Genomic DNA, 17,344 nt, shown 5'->3' with positions numbered 1-17,344 from the left:
GCCCCTTCCGTCGGTTCCTACTATGACTTCATTAAACGTCTATGGAAAGCTTCTCATAAAATCCATGTCGCCAGGAAAAAGAAACTGAGGCCTTTCAAGCCTAAACCCCGTAAGAAACTCAAGGCCGGCCAGAAACTGAAACCCAAGCACAACGGCATCGTTAAAAAGTTTGCCAGAATCGCCATGAGAGACGCACTCCCTGAGTATCGTCCCGAACAGATCTTCCAGGAATTCCTTGCCCGCTGTGTCGTTGATGTTTCCGCCAAAATGGGTATCTTGGGCGATGTGCAAAAACTTTCTGTCGCCGGTGATGGCACCCCATTCTATTCCGGTGCTTCCCATTACGGTACAAAGGTCTGTGATTGTAAAAAACACGGTGTCTACGATTGCAAGTGCCCCAGACGTTATTCCGACCCTGATGCAAGATGGGGTTGGGACAGCTACAGGGAACAGTGGTTCTATGGCGATACCCTCTTTAACATCACTGCTTCCGACAGTCCCTATGACCTTCCCATTTACCTGCGTAAAGCACAGGCTTCAAGACATGACAGCATCCTTGCCGTTTTTGCCATGTCTGAGGTAAGAAAACTTTATCCTGACCTTTGCATCCGTAATTTTATTGCCGATGGGGCCATGGACAACTATCCCACCTATGAACTCATGTATCATTGGAACATCATCCCATTCATCCCCCTTGATGCAAAAACCAAACAAACTCTTACCAAGCTGCCTCCGGGAATTATCTGCCTTGATGATCAAGGCAGGCCTATCTGCAAAGGCGGTATCCCTTACGAAGACTGCGGCTACTCCTACCCCAAAGGTATCAAGTACAGGTGCTATTTCGACTGCCATGACATTGAAAAACCTTGTCAATGTACCGATTCACCTTATGGAAGGACTGTCTATTTAAAGCCCAAAGACGATTTCCGGCTGATTACTCCCGTACCCCGCGGCTCTGAAGCTTTTAATGAAAAATTTAAAACACGCACCTCTGTCGAAAGAAGCCACAAAAGGCTCTTTGAAGATTACGACATTGAAGAGTACAAGGCCAGAAGCTCCAGGCAGCGGTTTGCATTGGCTACTTTTGCTGCAGTGAATGTCCACTTGGACGCTTGGGTCAAGCATACAGGCTTTAGTATAATTCCTTTGCTTGAAGAACTTTCTGGCAAAGCAGCCTGATAGCTACCGAGTCTTTATTGTGATGAACCAATGGCCTTCTCATAGGCTTTGCTTTGCTATGCCCATTTTCAGAAAGTTATACAGCATATTCGTTTATCAAGGTTCATTTCGTCAATATGCATTTACTTTTGTCAGTCTCTCAATGTTACTTTATCCCATTAATTAACATTCAGCAGGTTTTCCAGTTACTTTTCGAGACTATTCATTAATTATTTTTTCATCCTCTGAAGAAGCCGGTACCCAAGATAATGTAATCCTTTTACCGTAAACTTCCGGAGTATATGCTTCATATTTAAAATCATTGCTTCCTGTATAATTCGAGCCTATAGAAAATACTATATTCTCTCTCAATTCTTTTGGCACAACACTTGTCTTCTCATATACAGCATCAACCTTATATGGAAGTGAGAGAGGCAGCATATCAAGGTCTTGAGGAATAATCCTTTTCCCTCCAATTAATTCCTCACTCTTTATTTTTTCCAAACCCTTTTGATTAATAAATTCTTCAATTTTAGCATCTACATTCTCTATCTTTTCTGAAACGCTCTGGACATTTACTCTTGAAACTGAAAGCATTGTATCTGATACAATGATGCCGTCCTTAAACCCCTCTATTGAAGCTTCTGTATCAATGTCTATAATGCTGCTCAAGTCAAGGCCTTCAATTTTTTCATGCTGTTTGAAGCTCGGATCTAAAGGAACCCATATTTTTTGGCCCTTCATAGGTCCTGCACCTCTGTAGTACTGATAAGGCACATAAGCTTCAACCCATACGTGTTCTGTCCTTACGTTAGATATCTTTCCGCCACTGACGACAGAAACTGTTGGTATTCCAAGAGATGCCAGAATTCTCACTGCATTCTGTGGTGTTTCCCCTCCAGTCCATCCCATCACCTTTTCTACAGGTATCTCAATTGTTCCTCTCACATATCGAGCAGGAATTCCTTTATATCGAAGAAGGGAAATAAGAAGCGATGCCTGGTCAATATCATTCCCTGCCATTTGGTCAAGGGTTCCCACTGCACCTTTTCTCGACCCGTAATATGCCTCGAAATTTATATTATTCCGGACATATTCATAAATCTCTATAACAGAATTTAAACTCTCAGCCAACTCTTTTATTTCTTCTGTAAATTGAGCTTCTGAAGTCTCTTTCAAATCTTCTTCTGCCGGTATATTTGAAAAAACTGAAGCCTTCTTTTCCGTCGAACTCATCTTATTTATACCGGTTATTTGTGTATCTTTTGACAATATAGAAGGTTCAACTTGTACATTTTTATGCGGTAGACTGCTACCTAAAGTCTGATTTGCCTGAACAGGCTTTATAAGCTTACCCAACTCTACAATCTTCTTTATTACTACTTTATGATAAAAAGATTTACATAATACAATATTTGTGTTAAAACATATATAGAACATTTGTTCTATATATGTTTTAAGAGTGTGAGTACTAATGCTTTATGAAAGTTCGAATAATCAGGGGATATATTCTCCAAGAGAGCCACGGAAAAATTATTATTATAGGTGCGTAGAAGAGAATTTTGAAGTTTTGGAGAGAGTGTGGGATGATAGGTACCAAAATACATACGGTTATTGGAGAACCCATATTCTAGATGTTATATATGATTACCTTGATTGTGGGAATTTGCATCTAGGGTTTGCCCGTGTTAAGTGTGAAGATTGTAACAAGGAGTATCTATTGCCTTTTTCATGTAAACGGAGGGCGTTCTGTCCTTCATGTCATCAGAGAAGAGTAGTTGAATTTGGAGAGTTTTTATACACTGAGGTTTTAAAAGAAGTTTCCCACAGGCAGTGGGTCTTTAGTATACCCAAAAGACTTAGATGCTATTTTATGTATGACAGAAAGCTACTTGCAAAACTATCAAGATGTGCATGGAAAGTCTTATGTGATTATCTTAAAAGTTCATCTGGAGATAAAGATTCAGTTCCTGGTGTTGTTATAGCTGTACAAACATTTGGAGATTTTTTAAACTTTAATCCTCATTTACATGTAATTGCAACAGATGGTTGTTTTAAAGGGGACGGAGATTTTATAAAATCAGTATTACCTCAAGGAAAAGATATTGAGAAGGTTTTTCAGTCAGAAGTACTAAAGATGCTCAAAAAAGAGGGGAAAATTAATCAATTTATTATAGATAACATGCTTAGTTGGGAAAATACTGGATTTAATGTTTATTGTGGGGAGGCAATATACGCAGAGGAACAGGAGAGTATTGAAAAACTTGCTCAATATGTAGTTCGTGCTCCAATTTCTCAGGAAAGAATGTTTTACATACCACCAGAAGAAAGTTCAAATGAAGTTGGGAAAATTATTTACAAGGGTAAAAATAGCAGAGAAATTCAAGCTTTTGATGCTTTGGATTGGTTAGCACGATTGGTAACTCATATCCCAAATAAGGGAGAGCAATTTGTAAGATATTATGGTTATTATTCAAATAAGAGTAGAGGACAAAGGAAAAAAGCTGAGACAGATGATAAAGTACCTGTAATTGTAAGTAGTGATTTATCTAAAAAAGCTTTTCGTAAAAACTGGGCAAGACTTATTCAAAAGGTTTATAATGTTGATCCTCTAAAATGTAAATATTGCAATGGGAAAATGAGAATAATTTCGTTTGTAGAGGATGAAGAAACTATCGAGAAGATTTTGAAAGATTTGAAGCTTTGGGGAATTCAGAATCATGATCCGCCTAATCATTTCAAAATACCACAACAATTTGAACATTTTATATTGGCCAATTCATTGCTAATTGGAAACAATGAAAAAAGTAATGAAAATATGGGCAAAAATAAAGACGGTAATTATGAAGAACACAATTCTAATAATGTTTTTCCTGATTATGAAACTTGTGATGAAATGCCAAAATATGAGGACTGGTTTTAAAGAATAAATTCTTATAACCTTAAGTTTGTAGTGCTATTTTTTGTTTTGTGCAGGAGGTTCAATACTTAAAGATAATATTATTTTGGGATTATTATTTAAAAATGAAGCAAATGTATATTGTTTTGGATGATTTTTGATTTTAGTAGTGAAAAACAGAATTTAATATGATATTATGAAAAAAGCAAATACCTATCTATTCTCAAATTCATACCCACCGGTATACTTATAACCGCTTTGCGGCAACCAAACCTTTCGGATATACTCCCATGTGCGTTGAATAGTATTAACAAAATCCGCATGAGTTGCGATGGGTGTCTGGAATAAAGCATACAATCCACCAGGTATAACAATTTCTTCTGTACCCCAAACATCCCCTGATGCTTTCTCGGTACGTATGCCAATATAATAATCGAGCTTATTTTCTGAACTATTCCATGCACTTACACCGAAGTCTTCACAAGTTTTTCCTCCCGACAAACGAAATGAAAGCTTTTTGGTGTTATATTTATTCCAAAAATTTGGAGGGTAATCTTCATCACTTTTATAGACAGTAAGAGAAAAGCTAGGAATATTGATAATTTCCGGTATTACTGAAAAAGGTATTTCATCAAAAGATAAGGGTTCATATAGCTTTAAACTGTTTTGAACTTGCTTGTATTCTGTCGGCAAAATATGATATTCATCTTTAAAGGCACGAGTAAAATTTTCTTTTGAATTAAATCCATAAGCAAAGGCAATTTCCGAAATATATTCATCACCTTCACATATCCGCTTGGCGATTTCACTCAATCGCCTTTTTCGTATATAATCGATTGGCGTAATACCCGCCACTTCTTTAAACGCACGCAAGAAGTAATATTTTGAATAACCGCAAGCTTTTGCACAAGCAGCTAAATCTATTTCATTAGTTAAGTTTTCCTCAATATACTCAACAGCTTTAGCAATATGCTCTTTGTAGTCCATAGGCAACCTCCCTAAAATAAATATACACCAATTGTTATTTTAAGGATTGATAAAAATTGCCATATTAAATTTTACTTTATAAATAGTAAAATTTATCGGCTCAATTACCTATCAATTCGTACATTATCTTTTTCCATAACTCTATAAGCATTATATATTTTTGTATTTTTATGTACTTTAGAAATAAAACAATATGCAACAATATAATTGTCCTAATCAAAATTAAGATCAAAAATTATCAATCAATAAAATACCAATTAATTTATTGACAACTTCTCTTTCTTTTTCACTCAAATCATTGTTATATAAGTCTTTTAAAACTTCCAACCTCTTATTTACCAATTCATCGGAATAATCATAGGTTAATTCTTCTCCATAGGCAACGACTTCATAAATTTCTTCACTTACCTTACTACTGTCTGCTAACACTTTTATAAAATCTACCGGATGTTTATCAAACAACTCCCATATGTAACTATAGTACATTTCTGTCGCTGCACCGTCGGTCTGTAAATCAGATTCAGCAATAATCCTGATTTTGCTTTGTATATCTGCCTCTTTACAATCATTAACAAACCAGTCCATAAGATCTCTTGAAGCTTTTCTAAAATCAACACTCTCATCTTCAAATCTTAATATAGACATACCGCCCTCAATAGTATAAAACTTCTTCCAAGACCATTCTTCATCCTTAAGTATATCTACAATCTTCTTTTCATTTGCGGCAGCTTTGTTGAAATTCACAAGCATCTCATCAAACAAAGCCAACACATATTTTTCTTTTGCTGACTCTTCTACTATATATACGTTTTTGTTTTCATCGTCCCACTTAACTCTATATCCCATATTTTCACTTATATAGCGTAATGGCACATATGTTCTGCCATTGCTTATAAAAGGATCTTCATCCGGGGATACAGTTTCTTTACCGTTTATTATAATCTTGTTTACTCCATAATGCGCAGTGATATTTTTTACTATCGTAGATGCAAACGAGTTTCCCAATCCAAATACAAGTCCACCAATTATAAATCCGCACAGTAATTTTTTCAAGCCAATCCCTCCATTTTCTGAGTATTCATCAAAGTAAAATATGAAAATAAAAACAATCTATTCCAATTTAGAATATACCTAATAAAAATATATGTCAATTAAATTAGTCCTTTATTATACCTAAGTTCTTTGAAGCTCTCTTAATTAAGACTATTTCTCCCTATAAAGAAGTATCTTTTCTACTTTTCATCATACTAATAATGCGTGAAATCTTTTTAAAGCAAGCAACCTTACTCTTCAAATCCTGAAACGTTCTCTCATATGAGAAATTTTCATTATCTGTAATTCGTTCTGCCATCAATACCAATCCTCCAATACTATAAAGAGTGTCAAGTTGAGCATCATACTTATTCTAGCTTTTCACATTGATAAACATATTTATAACAAATATAATCCCGAAAATGCCTAGCAAATCTATTCTCCTAAAAAGAATCGAAGGAAGGATAGAAACAGCCAATAATATCTGCATTAATTTATATTTCCATGTTGTTATTTCAAAAGCATCTAAATTTGCCAGAAACTTTTGCAAATAATAGCTATGGTCATCTTTTCTGAGTCCACACAGAAGAAATTGGATATCTTCCGTTTCCATATCATCAAAAACGCTTGACAGGAAACCAATTGTTCCAAAAAAACTGAAAACAATGCGTCAAAATTGACCATCTATACCGATATTCTGTAATTGTCGATTAGCCATTTCTTCATTATTTCTTCTGATATGATTACTTATTATTGTGCAAAGAATTCCTAAAAAACAGTTTTCGCTATTGCTTAATTTTTTGCATTTAAATTAGAAAAAATATGTGCTATTATTAAGTGGTATTTTTTCTCTAAAAGTATCACTAATAGTGCCAATTTTATATACAAGGAGTACTCTATAGTATCTTACACCTTACTTTGTATAGAGGATAAAGCAGAATAAGATAAAAAAGTATATAAAAGAAGGAAAATTTAACAGTTAGTTTATATAAGTAAAGTTTGATAACAATACATTTTTTGTCGAAATTTAATTTTTAACCATAGCTTGACAAAATTACACATTAACTGTAAATTATGCATATCGAAAAGAAAGTTGTATATCAAACTACTTATTTAAATTTAACTTTTGGAGGAGTCTAAAATGTCAAAAAAAATCAAATAGTTTTAGGGCTTTGATTTGTCTATTTGTTTTGCTTGCTTTAAGCTTAGTTATGACAGGTTGTAAAGTAAAGGCTTATGGGAATAAATTAGAGTGCTGTGGAACAGCAACCAGATATTCAGATGGAAAACTTGAGGTATCCGGTTGTAGTTATTTTACTTGTACAAAACAAACAGGACGTTGGAATAAGATAACAGGCGGTTATTATTTTTACACCACCGATGGACTACATAGTGCAGTTGGTCAAACAAGTGGAGATGTTATGATTATAGAAGTACTTGACTAATAATACACGGTTCTTCTATCTTATAGTCTTTTAGAAAGTTGAGTATTAATTTGATTACAACTTTCTTTTCAATAAATCTAAACTATACAATAATTATAAATAATTATAAATAATTATAAAGGAGTAAGATCAATGAAGACAGCCAAAGTTTCCAAAAAAATAATTATTCCCATTTTTTCGGTTCTTGTGTTGAGTATAACAGCAATGCTTGTTTTGATGATGTCAGGATTTTTTAAAAATACTGAACCGCTTTACGGCGAGTTTACATACAAAAATGCCGATGGAAGCATGGCATTAATAGTTCTGACTGAAGATTCTGTTTACTGTGAAAATGTTAATTACGAATCTCCGCAAGTTAATGCTGCGTTTTTACTAGTACGTGACGAAATTAGAGAAACTGAGCGTAAAATTGATATGCATGAGTTTGAAGAATTACAAAAAGAATATATTGCTAAAATGAATTTTAAAGAAGTTTTTGACGGAAAGTACTCCAAGATAAAAGACATTAGATATAACGAGAAGGAAAATCAATATTATTACGAGGTTCCCAATCCCGAAACAGGTTCTTATGGGCTGCAACTGTGCTTTGATGTTGCAAGTAAGACTTTGTCTTGCGGTAATATGGAATTTAAATACTCCGGAAATAAAAAAGGTGATTAATATGGTTCTATGCCAAAATGTTTTCAAAGAGTTTAAGGCCGGTACTTCATTCGTCGCTGTTAATAACGTTTCATTGCATGTAAAAACAGGAGAGTTTGTTTCAATAATAGGAAAGTCAGGAAGCGGCAAATCGACATTATTAAATCTAATTGGATTAATCGACAAACCGACCTCCGGGAACATTTTTATTGATGGCATAGATTCTTCTAATATGGTTGAATCGCAACTTGCCAGAATCAGATGCGAAAAACTTGGATATATTTTTCAATCATTTTATCTTGATCATAATTATTCAGTTTATAAGAACGTGGAGATACCTCTATTGATTGCAAACATGCCATCCAACAAGCGTCGAGAAAGAGTAGAAACATGTCTTGAACAAGTAGGAATGTTGAATAAACTACACTCAAAAACCAGTACATTATCAGGTGGCGAAAAGCAACGTGTATGTATTGCAAGGGCTTTAGCTAATAATCCGAGCTTGTTATTGGCAGATGAACCTTGTGGAAATTTAGACTCTGAAAATACCCAAGTAATTATGGAAATTTTTCAAGTCCTCAACCAAAAAGGTGTAACAATTATTATGGTAACCCATGATATTGAAGATGCAAAAAAAGCCAATCGCATTATCACAATGAAGGATGGTAAAATAATTAGCGATGAAAATTAAAAACTATTTTATATTAGCTGTACAAGAAATAAGGGCAAATTTTCTATTATTTGTTTTTTACATGACCATTTTTATTCTTTTGCTTTCTGTTTCAATCACTTTTCTAGATTCGGCCTTATTTCTTACGGATAAAATTGCATCAACCATGCAAAAAATAGGAACAGATAATATAATTATATCAATCGAAAAAACAAGCGATCTTGAACAAATCGCAAAGGTAATACCTATGAGGCTTTACGAATGCAAAGTTAAGGGTTATGAATTTGACCCTACAAGACTTGGTTTATCTCAAAATGAAACTACTCGGGACAGTAGTTCTTTTACTACTTTTAGCGGTGGAGTCTTATTGAAAGATTATCAACCAAACAACCAAGTTGCTCTATTTATTTCAAATAATATTCTTAGCGGTGAATTTGCTCCAAACTCACAAAATACTGAAGATGCTTTGCCAATTTGGATATCAAGCTCTATGGCGAAAGCCTTTGGAATTGATAGCGGAAATAAACTTCACTTTATTGTATCCGAACACAAAAATAGTGTTCCGATATATGTTCAAGGGCTATTCACAAGTAATACGGCTTTTAGTGATTATTATATTTCGGAAGAAATTTACAATATCTTTAATTTCAATAATGCAGACAGTAAATTACAAATAACTGTCAGCCCCTTAAGATTTCGTGATATTTATTCTCTGATAAACATGCTTCGGAAATTGGATATACCATGCCTTTATAGCGAGCAGACAATACGTTCAACACAAATGATGTATGTTGCCTTTTATATATCAACTATAATTTTATTAACTGCTTTATCGGGGATACTTTTTCATCTATTAATTTTATACTATAATCGCCGTACCACTTTTTTTGCAATGTGTCAAGCTATAGGGATGTCACATGGTGATGTATTAATGATCTTATTTTGTATTTCTGAAGTTATTTTATTAGTAACTACTATTTTTTCTAGTGCACTTTCTTATTTTGTACAATACAAAATTGAAGCCTATATAAATAAAGTATTTTTGTTCCAAAACGTACAAGTAAGATTTCCCTTTATATCACTTATATTAATTATTTTTTTATTGCAACTGTGTATTCTGTTTGCTATAAAAAAAGTTAGCAAAACTATAAAGGGAATTAATATAAACGAACTTCTGCGTTGCGAGTAATTACGAAAAATAGTAGAAAATTTAAATAAAGGACTTAGGAGTTTATGAAACTTTCAAAATGCTTTCATCTAGCTTGCTATAATGTTTTTTGTAAAACTAAATATTCTTTACTTATGATAAAAGGAATACTCTTTATTTTTACAATTATTCTCACTACAGTTTTGGTTGTGCAGGGATTTCAAAGTTATTATAATAGTATTACTCAAGGCGAGGCTTCTTCTAATGCCGTGGTTATCAATGTGCCTCTAAATTCAAACGGAAATATGAATTATACTGAAAAAGAATTATTGCAAAAGGTATTAGAAATTCCGCAAATTGGAACACCATCATATTCAACTATAGTAGATGTGCCATATAGTAGTGGAAATGAAGAAAATGCATATATAAACATAAATCGGGTTACCCTGATAGCCGGTCAAAATACCTATCCGGGGATAGATGATAAATCATTTAATTTTACTAACAGCAATAATACTACAGTAAAATTTGAGGTAAAACTTTACTTAAATGAAGGTAAAACAATCAACAATAACGATTTGCAAGAGTTTTTATATCATTTTCCAAAGTCCAAGTTAATAGTGTCCGGTACCGAAATGCAAAATCCAAAAGAAATTATGATTTCAGATTATATGCTTTCACGTTTTGGGGTAACTGATTATAATGCCCTTATAGGAAAAAGAATCACTTTTGCTATAGATGGTATACCTTATATAAAAGACTTCCTCTTAGTAGGAGTTATAAATGAAAAGTTATACCGCATTAGCACATACTCTTTAACCCCACATATATTAATTTGTGGTGATTTAAGTGACTTTGCGAAATTTAAGTCTAAATCATTGTTTGCATATGCACCTGTAGATGATTTTTCAAACAGTTTAACTGTATTGCAATCTCTTCGTCAAAAAAATATAGAAAATCTAGTTTCTTATGATGCCGATTTAGCAGAACAAATATTTTTTATATCACAGTTGAAATCTATTGTCATGTATGTAATGTTAATTTTATCAATATTTGTTATCCTTGCGATGTCTCTTAGTTTATTTAGTGTTTTATATAACTATATCAGTTCTAACTCTAAATATTATGCAATGGTGAGAGCAATTGGCGTTAAACGCCAAACCATATTTACGATTTTATTTATTGAACTTCTATTACTTTTGTTAGTTTCAATGTTGTTTATAGTCCCCATATCCGGATTATTTTTAGTTATTTTAAACTACTGTTTAATCAATATAATTGCTGTTGGAGTACCTATAACGTTAAATCAATTGCTAGAAGCTGTATTTCCTATGTTTTTACTGTTTAGCATTGGAATTATTTCTATATCAATGATCTTACTGAGATGGAATCAACGAAAAGAAATTTGCATAATACTCAAACAATAAATAACATTATTAATTACAAATCCCTGTAACGTGATATTATTATACTCCCCTTGTTTTATTCGAAATAGACATCTACAATATTTTATAGGATGCTTAATTAACTGTTTACTTTCTAGAAGCCGGTTATATATAATAGGTTATATATAAAATAACATAGTAGTAATACAATCACTTTATATGACAGTAAAATTAATAAAGAATTGGTTGGATAACTAATTATAGTTTGAGAGTGAAAATTTGAAATATGACAAAGAGGAGAAATATATGGATACATTTGATAAGGTTTTTGGCGAAAAAGAAAATAATGAGTCCCCAGCAAGTACGAACTATCTTGCAGCGAAAAAAGCTTTTGAAAAAGGTGATTATAGAGAATCATTAAGATTGCAGATGTTTGCTTTTAATGTTGACCCTAATTTTATGCCAACTTATGAATTGGCTGTTTTGGCACTTGAAAAGTTAGGTGGAAAAACAGAAGCAGATTTGTTCAAAAAAGCCCTTGAAGATTTTAACAATTACAAACCTTTTTATAATTTAGGATATCATTTCACAGGGGTCGGAAATTATCGAATGGCAATTCCTTTTCTCCAACGTTCGTTAGCATTGTCAAACAATTCTCTCGGTGTGGCTATGGAGTTAGCAATTGCATATACTGCACAATTTCTCCCTGAAAAGGGAATGGAATTATTAAAGCAAATTAATTTAGACAATAATTTTTGGGCTTTGTGCCAACTGCATTGGTGCTCACTGTTATCAAGTCAGCCCGATGGAATTGAGGAATTTATCAGCAATACAAAAAAACAATTTAAAGATAGATTAAATATGCAAGATAAAAATATAGCAGCTGTTTTTGCTGCAATTGATAAATTAGAAGAATGTCTGAATAGATATAAAACAGTACAAAATCCAGAATATATAATTCGAATTTGGCATTACATTCAGTACGGCAGTGCTATTCTCGATTATTTTGACAACAGCGTAGCTGAAAATGCTTTACAGGTTGCAGGAGGCCGATATGTAGCTAAATTCGGTTCATATAAAGAAGTAAAGCTGGTCATAAGCAAACTAGAGAAATACCTTATAAAACTAGATAAGGTTCCGACAACAGTATATATTCTGCCAAGTCGAAACTCTGAAATTCTTAGCAAAGCAATTTCAAAGATATTGGGTGTGGATTGCATACAATACATTAGAAATACACCGGTACAAAATGGTTTAATTGTCGCGGGAGATACAAGTGAATTTAATGATTATCCAGAACTTGTTAATATTAGAGGCAACACTGTGACGTTTGCACTTAATCACAATTGGTTGGATAATTCATTGATAACACCTGATATTTGCGGCTTTATGAGCCAGACTTATATATTCCCTTGGGAAGGCGGTTCAGTAAAGGTAAATCCCGAGACAAAACAAGTGGATAAATCAGAGCCAGATCTAAGGTCGGCGGAGGAAATTGCCCATTCTATTGCAAGTGAAGAAGTAGAAATTAATCCTGAATTTAATGAAATTCTGGAATTCTATTATGAAAGAAAGGATTACATGAAAGGCGGCTTAAAGGACACCTTTAAAAGGCTACATTACAACACAGACAGTAATTCAGAACCTGTTGTGACATTTTCTTATATTATTACTTAAGACAAAAATCTATTATCCCTCAAGCTATTTTACGAGGCTGTAAAAAATTTTGTGTATGGATGAGTAAGTGTTCTCCTTCTTGGCAAGAATTAATAAAAGAAAATGCTAAGGAGGAGAATTTTATGTCAACACTATCGAAAGAACATGTAAAACAATTAGTTCGGGAAAATAATTTCAAAAGTGTATCCGATGTAAATGCTTATCTAAAGGACATTTTTAAAGATATTATTCAGGAGCTGCTTGAGGCAGAACTTGAAGCAAAATTAGGGTATGCCAAAGATGATATTGAAAGTAAGAATACCGACAATAGTCGTAACGGTTATACTCCAAAGACCATAAAAAGTGAATTTGGAGAAGTTGATATACAAGTACCAAGAGATCGCAAAGGAGAGTTTAAACCAAAAATCATCCCTAAATATCAGCGTGATGTTTCTGGAATTGAAGAAAAAGTTATAGCTCTATATGCAAGAGGAATGTCTACAAGGGATATCAGTCAACAAATTGAAGATCTTTATGGATTTAGCCTGTCGGCTGAGATGGTTAGTAAGATTACTGATAGAATTGCTCCAGAAATTAAGGAATGGCAACAAAGGCCGCTTGAGCCTATATACTCTTTTATCTTTATGGATGCAATTCATTATAAGGTTAGGGATAATGGAAGAGTAGTAAACCGGGCAGCTTATGTAGTTCTAGGTGTTACTATTGATGGATATAAAGATATCTTAGGTATATGGATTGGTGAGAATGAATCCTCGAAATTTTGGCTTGGAGTGCTAAATGACCTTAAAAACAGAGGAATACAGGATGTTTTAATCTTCTGTGTTGATGGACTTACCGGACTTAAGGAAGCGATAAATGCTGCATATCCAAAAGCTGAAGTACAGCGCTGCATAATACATCAACTGAGAAATTCCTTTAAATACGTGCCATATAAAGACCTAAAGGCTTTTAGTAATGATTTCAAAGAAGTATATCATGCCATTAATGAGGAAGTGGCATTAGATAAGCTATATGAGCTTAAAGATAAGTGGGGAAAGGAATATCCTTATGCAATACGTAGTTGGGAAAATAACTGGGAGGTAATAAGCCCGTTTTTCAAATTTACAGAAGAAATAAGAAGAATAATTTATACTACAAATATAATTGAAGGACTGCATCGTCAGTTCCGTAAGGTAACAAAATCAAAATCAATATTCCCAACAGACAGTTCACTAGAAAAAATGTTGTATTTAGCATCAATGAATGTAGTGAAGAAATGGACACAGCGTTATAAAAACTGGGATAGAGTGCTTAGCGAATTGATGATTCAATACGAGGGTAGGTTGGAAAGCTATATTTAAAAGCATTCACCCCCACCGCCCTAAAGGGCTCGTCCTCATTGCCGGACGGGCTAGACCTCACAAAATTAAAAACATGGGCTCAAAACACAAATAATACCCATTATGAATAATTATTGCCAGAATTAATCAAGTTTATGTATAAAACTTAATAAATCCGGCAATAATATACAATATAAAGGTAATATAGAGTCACATTCTGTAAACCTTGTCAACTTGAATGTACTTGCTAAAGAAGGATTACATAAATTCCGATACACAGAATTATTTATACTCCCTATTTTACATAAAGTTTGGGGGATTTTTTTGCATCTAGGGGTTATAGGCACAACCCCTCCAAATTTTTGATATTTGCAAACATTACCAATTGCATCTATTTTGTAACCGTCAAATAGATCATCACATAGTAAAATGGTTGCATAGTTGATACAATCACTGTAAAAAAGAATAAACGGAGTGATTGTATGGACATGGAAAAAGTAACAACTGAACAACAATTATCTAGGTGGGCACAATTAATACAAAACCGGCTTGAAAGTGGGCAAAGTATCAAAGAGTTTTGCCGAACGAATGGAGTAAGCAAAGCTACATACTACTATTGGCAAAAGAAAGTCAGTGAAGCAAAGTGTACAGTAGTTGAAGAAGTAAAAGAATCCAAAATCGAAGTACCAAGTGGATGGATGCAGCTTGCATCGAAACCGGTGTACCCTGCAAAAGCTACACTGGAAATTAAAATTAATGGCTGTAATGTCACTGTAAATACGGAAACAGACTTAGAATTATTGAAAAAAGTTTGCCAGGTGTTGATGTCGTTATGATAAGATGGAATGAAAAACCAGTGTATCTTTGCGGAAGATTAACGGATATGAGGAAATCTATCAACGGATTAATAACACTGGTACAAGAAAGTTTCTCACTTGATCCGTTTATGAATGCACTGTTTGTGTTCTGTAACAGAAATAGAAACAGGATAAAAATCCTTGAATGGGATGGAGATGGGTTTTGGCTGTACTTTAAGAGGCTAGAACGAGGGCGATTTCGCTGGCCAACAGAAGAAGATTCAACCACAATGCTTCTTGATGTAAACGAATTAGCTTGTCTTATTGATAGTGCCAGATTAGAGAAAAAGCTCAGGAGAAAGGAAGTTTTAGAGCGTCAAATTTCGTAAGAAGAAATTCAAAAAAAGGATCAAAAAGCTGGATTTAATGTAATTTTTATGGTAATATTATCCCATGAAGAGACAAGAAATTTCAGTAGAAAAATTACTTGGTATAATTGAAGAAAAGGATCGCAGGATTGCCGAGTTGGAACAGCAAGTCCAATGGTTCATGGAACAAATACGCCTTTCAAAGCGTAAACAATTCGGTGTTATCTTGGCGAACAAACAAAGATTGAGCAAATCAATCTTTTTAATAATGAAGAGGAAGAGACTCATAATTTAGCTATTACCGTAAGAGAACACGTCTAACAACAGATAAACTTCCTGAAGATATACCGGTGGAGGTAATAGAGCACAAGTTACCCGAAAAGGAATGTATTTGCCCGGAATGCGGTAGTGAATTGCATACAATGGGAAAGGAAACTCGTGATGAGTTGAAGATTATTCCGGCAAAAGCGGTAATAGTGCGTCATATTAGGCATGTTTATTCATGCCGGAACTGTGAAAAAACATCCGACCATACTTCCATTGTAAAGGCAGATATACCGGAACCGGTCATAAAGGGAAGTTTTGCATCTCCTGAGACAATTGCCCATATAGCTACACAAAAATTCATGATGGGGTCTCCCTTATATCGTCAGGAGCAGGAATGGAAACAAAATGGCATTGAGATATCAAGGCAGACAATGTCAAATTGGTTGATAAAAGCCTGTGAGAATTGGCTGGAACCGATATATGAGGAGATGAAGAAACGGCTGTGTGAGCATGAGGTACTGCATGCAGATGAAACAGTGGTACAGGTGCTAAAAGAACCAGGGAAGGCGGCACAGTCGAAGAGTTACATGTGGCTGTACCGAACGAGCGGGGAGGCAAAACATCAGATAATACTTTATGACTACCAGCCGGACAGAAAACATATACATCCGGAGGAATTTCTAAAAGAATTTAGTGGATATTTACATGCAGACGGATATAACGGGTATTACAAGCTGCCCGAAAAAATTACTGTAATAGGTTGTTGGGCCCATGTACGGCGAAAGTTTTTTGAAGCGATGGAAGCCCTGCCCAAAGAAAAGCAAGCAACATCTAATGCAGCAAAGGGAGTAACATATTGTGATAAACTGTTTCATTTAGAGAAACAGTTTGCATTGCTATGCCCGGAAACCCGGTTAAAAGAACGAGAGAAGCAATCAAAGCCTATCATAGATGAATTTTATGATTGGATAAGAAAATTAAATGTACTACCCAAAACCCATCTGGGTAAAGCAGTACAATATGCGCAGTCCCAGCGAAAATATCTTGAGAGGTATATACTGGATGGACGATTGGAGATATCAAATAACCGTGCAGAGCGAAGTATAAAGCCTTTCGTAATCGGACGGAAGAATTGGCTTTTCAGTAATACGCCAGGTGGTGCGAGAACGAGCGCGGTGTATTACAGTCTTGTTGAAACAGCAAAAGAGAATGGATTGAATCCTTTTGAATATTTGTCATGGATATTTAGTCAAGCCCCTAATCTAGGGAAGCCTGGTTATGTGAGCACATTTGCTGATTTTCTGCCTGGTAGCATGAAAATACCTGCTAAGGTGTTTATACCGCAATCCAAAAGAACAGAGCCTGAGAAATATGGCTTTGTAAACTAAACATGAAAAAATAGCACAATGTTTTATAGAATTGCTTTAAATTACTTTCAATTTCGCCTTGACGATTATAAAAGTCCGCCTTGAGATTGTCAAGGGTAAAATGAACGCGCTAACGCGCGCCCTTGACAATCTCAAGGACGTACATTTGAAAAATATTTTGGCGAAA

Annotated in this window: 14 protein-coding genes and 1 pseudogene; 12 read left to right on the top strand and 3 right to left on the bottom strand. The window is 34.3% G+C overall.

Going from position 1 to position 17,344, the window contains the following annotated elements:
* Positions 1-183 precede the first annotated feature (183 nt).
* Positions 184-1,179, top strand: a complete 996-nt coding sequence (locus tag CLOCL_RS15620; RefSeq protein WP_174269789.1) for a hypothetical protein — start codon at positions 184-186, stop codon at positions 1,177-1,179.
* A 198-nt stretch (positions 1,180-1,377) separates the two neighbouring features.
* Here CLOCL_RS15620 and CLOCL_RS21705 read toward each other — a convergent pair whose 3' ends face one another.
* The gene (locus CLOCL_RS21705; RefSeq protein ID WP_169313385.1) at positions 1,378-2,517 is read right to left on the bottom strand and encodes a transglutaminase-like domain-containing protein; all 1,140 of its coding nucleotides are present in this window, start codon (positions 2,515-2,517) and stop codon (positions 1,378-1,380) included.
* A gap of 115 nt (positions 2,518-2,632) precedes the next feature.
* Between CLOCL_RS21705 and CLOCL_RS15610 the strand changes: the two genes are divergently transcribed.
* A complete protein-coding gene (locus CLOCL_RS15610) occupies positions 2,633-4,081 on the top strand; it encodes an IS91 family transposase (RefSeq protein WP_014256244.1) in 1,449 nt (482 codons plus the stop codon).
* A 189-nt stretch (positions 4,082-4,270) separates the two neighbouring features.
* On the opposite strand, the gene CLOCL_RS15605 is transcribed toward CLOCL_RS15610, so the two are convergent.
* Both CLOCL_RS15605 and CLOCL_RS15600 read right to left on the bottom strand, forming a co-directional pair.
* The gene (locus CLOCL_RS15605) at positions 4,271-5,044 is read right to left on the bottom strand and encodes a helix-turn-helix domain-containing protein (protein WP_014256243.1); all 774 of its coding nucleotides are present in this window, start codon (positions 5,042-5,044) and stop codon (positions 4,271-4,273) included.
* A gap of 228 nt (positions 5,045-5,272) precedes the next feature.
* The gene (locus tag CLOCL_RS15600) at positions 5,273-6,097 is read right to left on the bottom strand and encodes a copper amine oxidase N-terminal domain-containing protein (protein ID WP_014256242.1); all 825 of its coding nucleotides are present in this window, start codon (positions 6,095-6,097) and stop codon (positions 5,273-5,275) included.
* A 1,190-nt stretch (positions 6,098-7,287) separates the two neighbouring features.
* On the opposite strand from CLOCL_RS15600, the gene CLOCL_RS22250 reads away from it, so the two are divergent.
* The 10 genes and pseudogenes from CLOCL_RS22250 (at position 7,288) to tnpC (ending at position 17,178) form a co-directional block, all read left to right on the top strand.
* Positions 7,288-7,521, top strand: a complete 234-nt coding sequence (locus CLOCL_RS22250) for a hypothetical protein (protein WP_169313384.1) — start codon at positions 7,288-7,290, stop codon at positions 7,519-7,521.
* A gap of 132 nt (positions 7,522-7,653) precedes the next feature.
* Positions 7,654-8,181, top strand: a complete 528-nt coding sequence (locus CLOCL_RS15590; protein WP_014256239.1) for a hypothetical protein — start codon at positions 7,654-7,656, stop codon at positions 8,179-8,181.
* 1 nt (position 8,182) lies between these two features.
* Positions 8,183-8,851 (top strand): ABC transporter ATP-binding protein, encoded by a 669-nt coding sequence (locus CLOCL_RS15585; protein ID WP_014256238.1) that lies wholly within the window; start codon positions 8,183-8,185, stop codon positions 8,849-8,851.
* Positions 8,841-10,019: an FtsX-like permease family protein gene (locus CLOCL_RS15580; RefSeq protein ID WP_014256237.1), complete on the top strand. Its 1,179-nt coding sequence runs from the start codon at positions 8,841-8,843 to the stop codon at positions 10,017-10,019. Before CLOCL_RS15585 ends, CLOCL_RS15580 begins: the two co-directional genes overlap by 11 nt.
* Positions 10,020-10,063: 44 nt before the next feature.
* The gene (locus tag CLOCL_RS15575; RefSeq protein WP_014256236.1) at positions 10,064-11,404 is read left to right on the top strand and encodes an ABC transporter permease family protein; all 1,341 of its coding nucleotides are present in this window, start codon (positions 10,064-10,066) and stop codon (positions 11,402-11,404) included.
* A 264-nt stretch (positions 11,405-11,668) separates the two neighbouring features.
* Positions 11,669-13,039 carry a tetratricopeptide repeat protein gene (locus CLOCL_RS15570; protein ID WP_014256235.1) on the top strand — a complete coding sequence of 457 codons (1,371 nt, stop codon included), beginning with the start codon at positions 11,669-11,671 and terminating at the stop codon, positions 13,037-13,039.
* 122 nt (positions 13,040-13,161) lie between these two features.
* Positions 13,162-14,379 carry an IS256-like element ISCcl1 family transposase gene (locus CLOCL_RS15565; protein WP_014256234.1) on the top strand — a complete coding sequence of 406 codons (1,218 nt, stop codon included), beginning with the start codon at positions 13,162-13,164 and terminating at the stop codon, positions 14,377-14,379.
* 461 nt (positions 14,380-14,840) lie between these two features.
* The gene (tnpA, locus tag CLOCL_RS15560) at positions 14,841-15,194 is read left to right on the top strand and encodes an IS66 family insertion sequence element accessory protein TnpA (protein ID WP_014254782.1); all 354 of its coding nucleotides are present in this window, start codon (positions 14,841-14,843) and stop codon (positions 15,192-15,194) included.
* Positions 15,191-15,544 carry an IS66 family insertion sequence element accessory protein TnpB gene (gene tnpB / locus CLOCL_RS15555; RefSeq protein WP_014253715.1) on the top strand — a complete coding sequence of 118 codons (354 nt, stop codon included), beginning with the start codon at positions 15,191-15,193 and terminating at the stop codon, positions 15,542-15,544. Before tnpA ends, tnpB begins: the two co-directional genes overlap by 4 nt.
* A 64-nt stretch (positions 15,545-15,608) precedes the next feature.
* Positions 15,609-17,178 (top strand): annotated as a pseudogene (tnpC, locus tag CLOCL_RS15550) (IS66 family transposase).
* The last annotated feature ends 166 nt before the right edge of the window (positions 17,179-17,344 follow it).

The sequence above is a fragment of the Acetivibrio clariflavus DSM 19732 genome, assembly GCF_000237085.1.
Classification (GTDB): Bacteria; Bacillota; Clostridia; order Acetivibrionales; family Acetivibrionaceae; genus Acetivibrio; species Acetivibrio clariflavus.
This window is presented reverse-complemented; position numbering and strand designations above follow the sequence as displayed.

Bases quoted from the DNA above. Each gene is read 5' to 3' on its own strand.
- CLOCL_RS15620 (WP_174269789.1), top strand. From the start codon at position 184: ATGAGAGACGCACTCCCTGAGTATCGTCCCGAACAGATCTTCCAGGAA.
- CLOCL_RS15610 (WP_014256244.1), top strand. From the start codon at position 2,633: ATGCTTTATGAAAGTTCGAATAATCAGGGGATATATTCTCCAAGAGAG.
- CLOCL_RS15605 (WP_014256243.1), bottom strand. From the start codon at position 5,044: ATGGACTACAAAGAGCATATTGCTAAAGCTGTTGAGTATATTGAGGAA.
- CLOCL_RS22250 (WP_169313384.1), top strand. From the start codon at position 7,288: ATGACAGGTTGTAAAGTAAAGGCTTATGGGAATAAATTAGAGTGCTGT.
- CLOCL_RS15590 (WP_014256239.1), top strand. From the start codon at position 7,654: ATGAAGACAGCCAAAGTTTCCAAAAAAATAATTATTCCCATTTTTTCG.
- CLOCL_RS15585 (WP_014256238.1), top strand. From the start codon at position 8,183: ATGGTTCTATGCCAAAATGTTTTCAAAGAGTTTAAGGCCGGTACTTCA.
- CLOCL_RS15580 (WP_014256237.1), top strand. From the start codon at position 8,841: ATGAAAATTAAAAACTATTTTATATTAGCTGTACAAGAAATAAGGGCA.
- CLOCL_RS15575 (WP_014256236.1), top strand. From the start codon at position 10,064: ATGAAACTTTCAAAATGCTTTCATCTAGCTTGCTATAATGTTTTTTGT.
- CLOCL_RS15570 (WP_014256235.1), top strand. From the start codon at position 11,669: ATGGATACATTTGATAAGGTTTTTGGCGAAAAAGAAAATAATGAGTCC.
- CLOCL_RS15565 (WP_014256234.1), top strand. From the start codon at position 13,162: ATGTCAACACTATCGAAAGAACATGTAAAACAATTAGTTCGGGAAAAT.
- tnpA (WP_014254782.1), top strand. From the start codon at position 14,841: ATGGACATGGAAAAAGTAACAACTGAACAACAATTATCTAGGTGGGCA.
- tnpB (WP_014253715.1), top strand. From the start codon at position 15,191: ATGATAAGATGGAATGAAAAACCAGTGTATCTTTGCGGAAGATTAACG.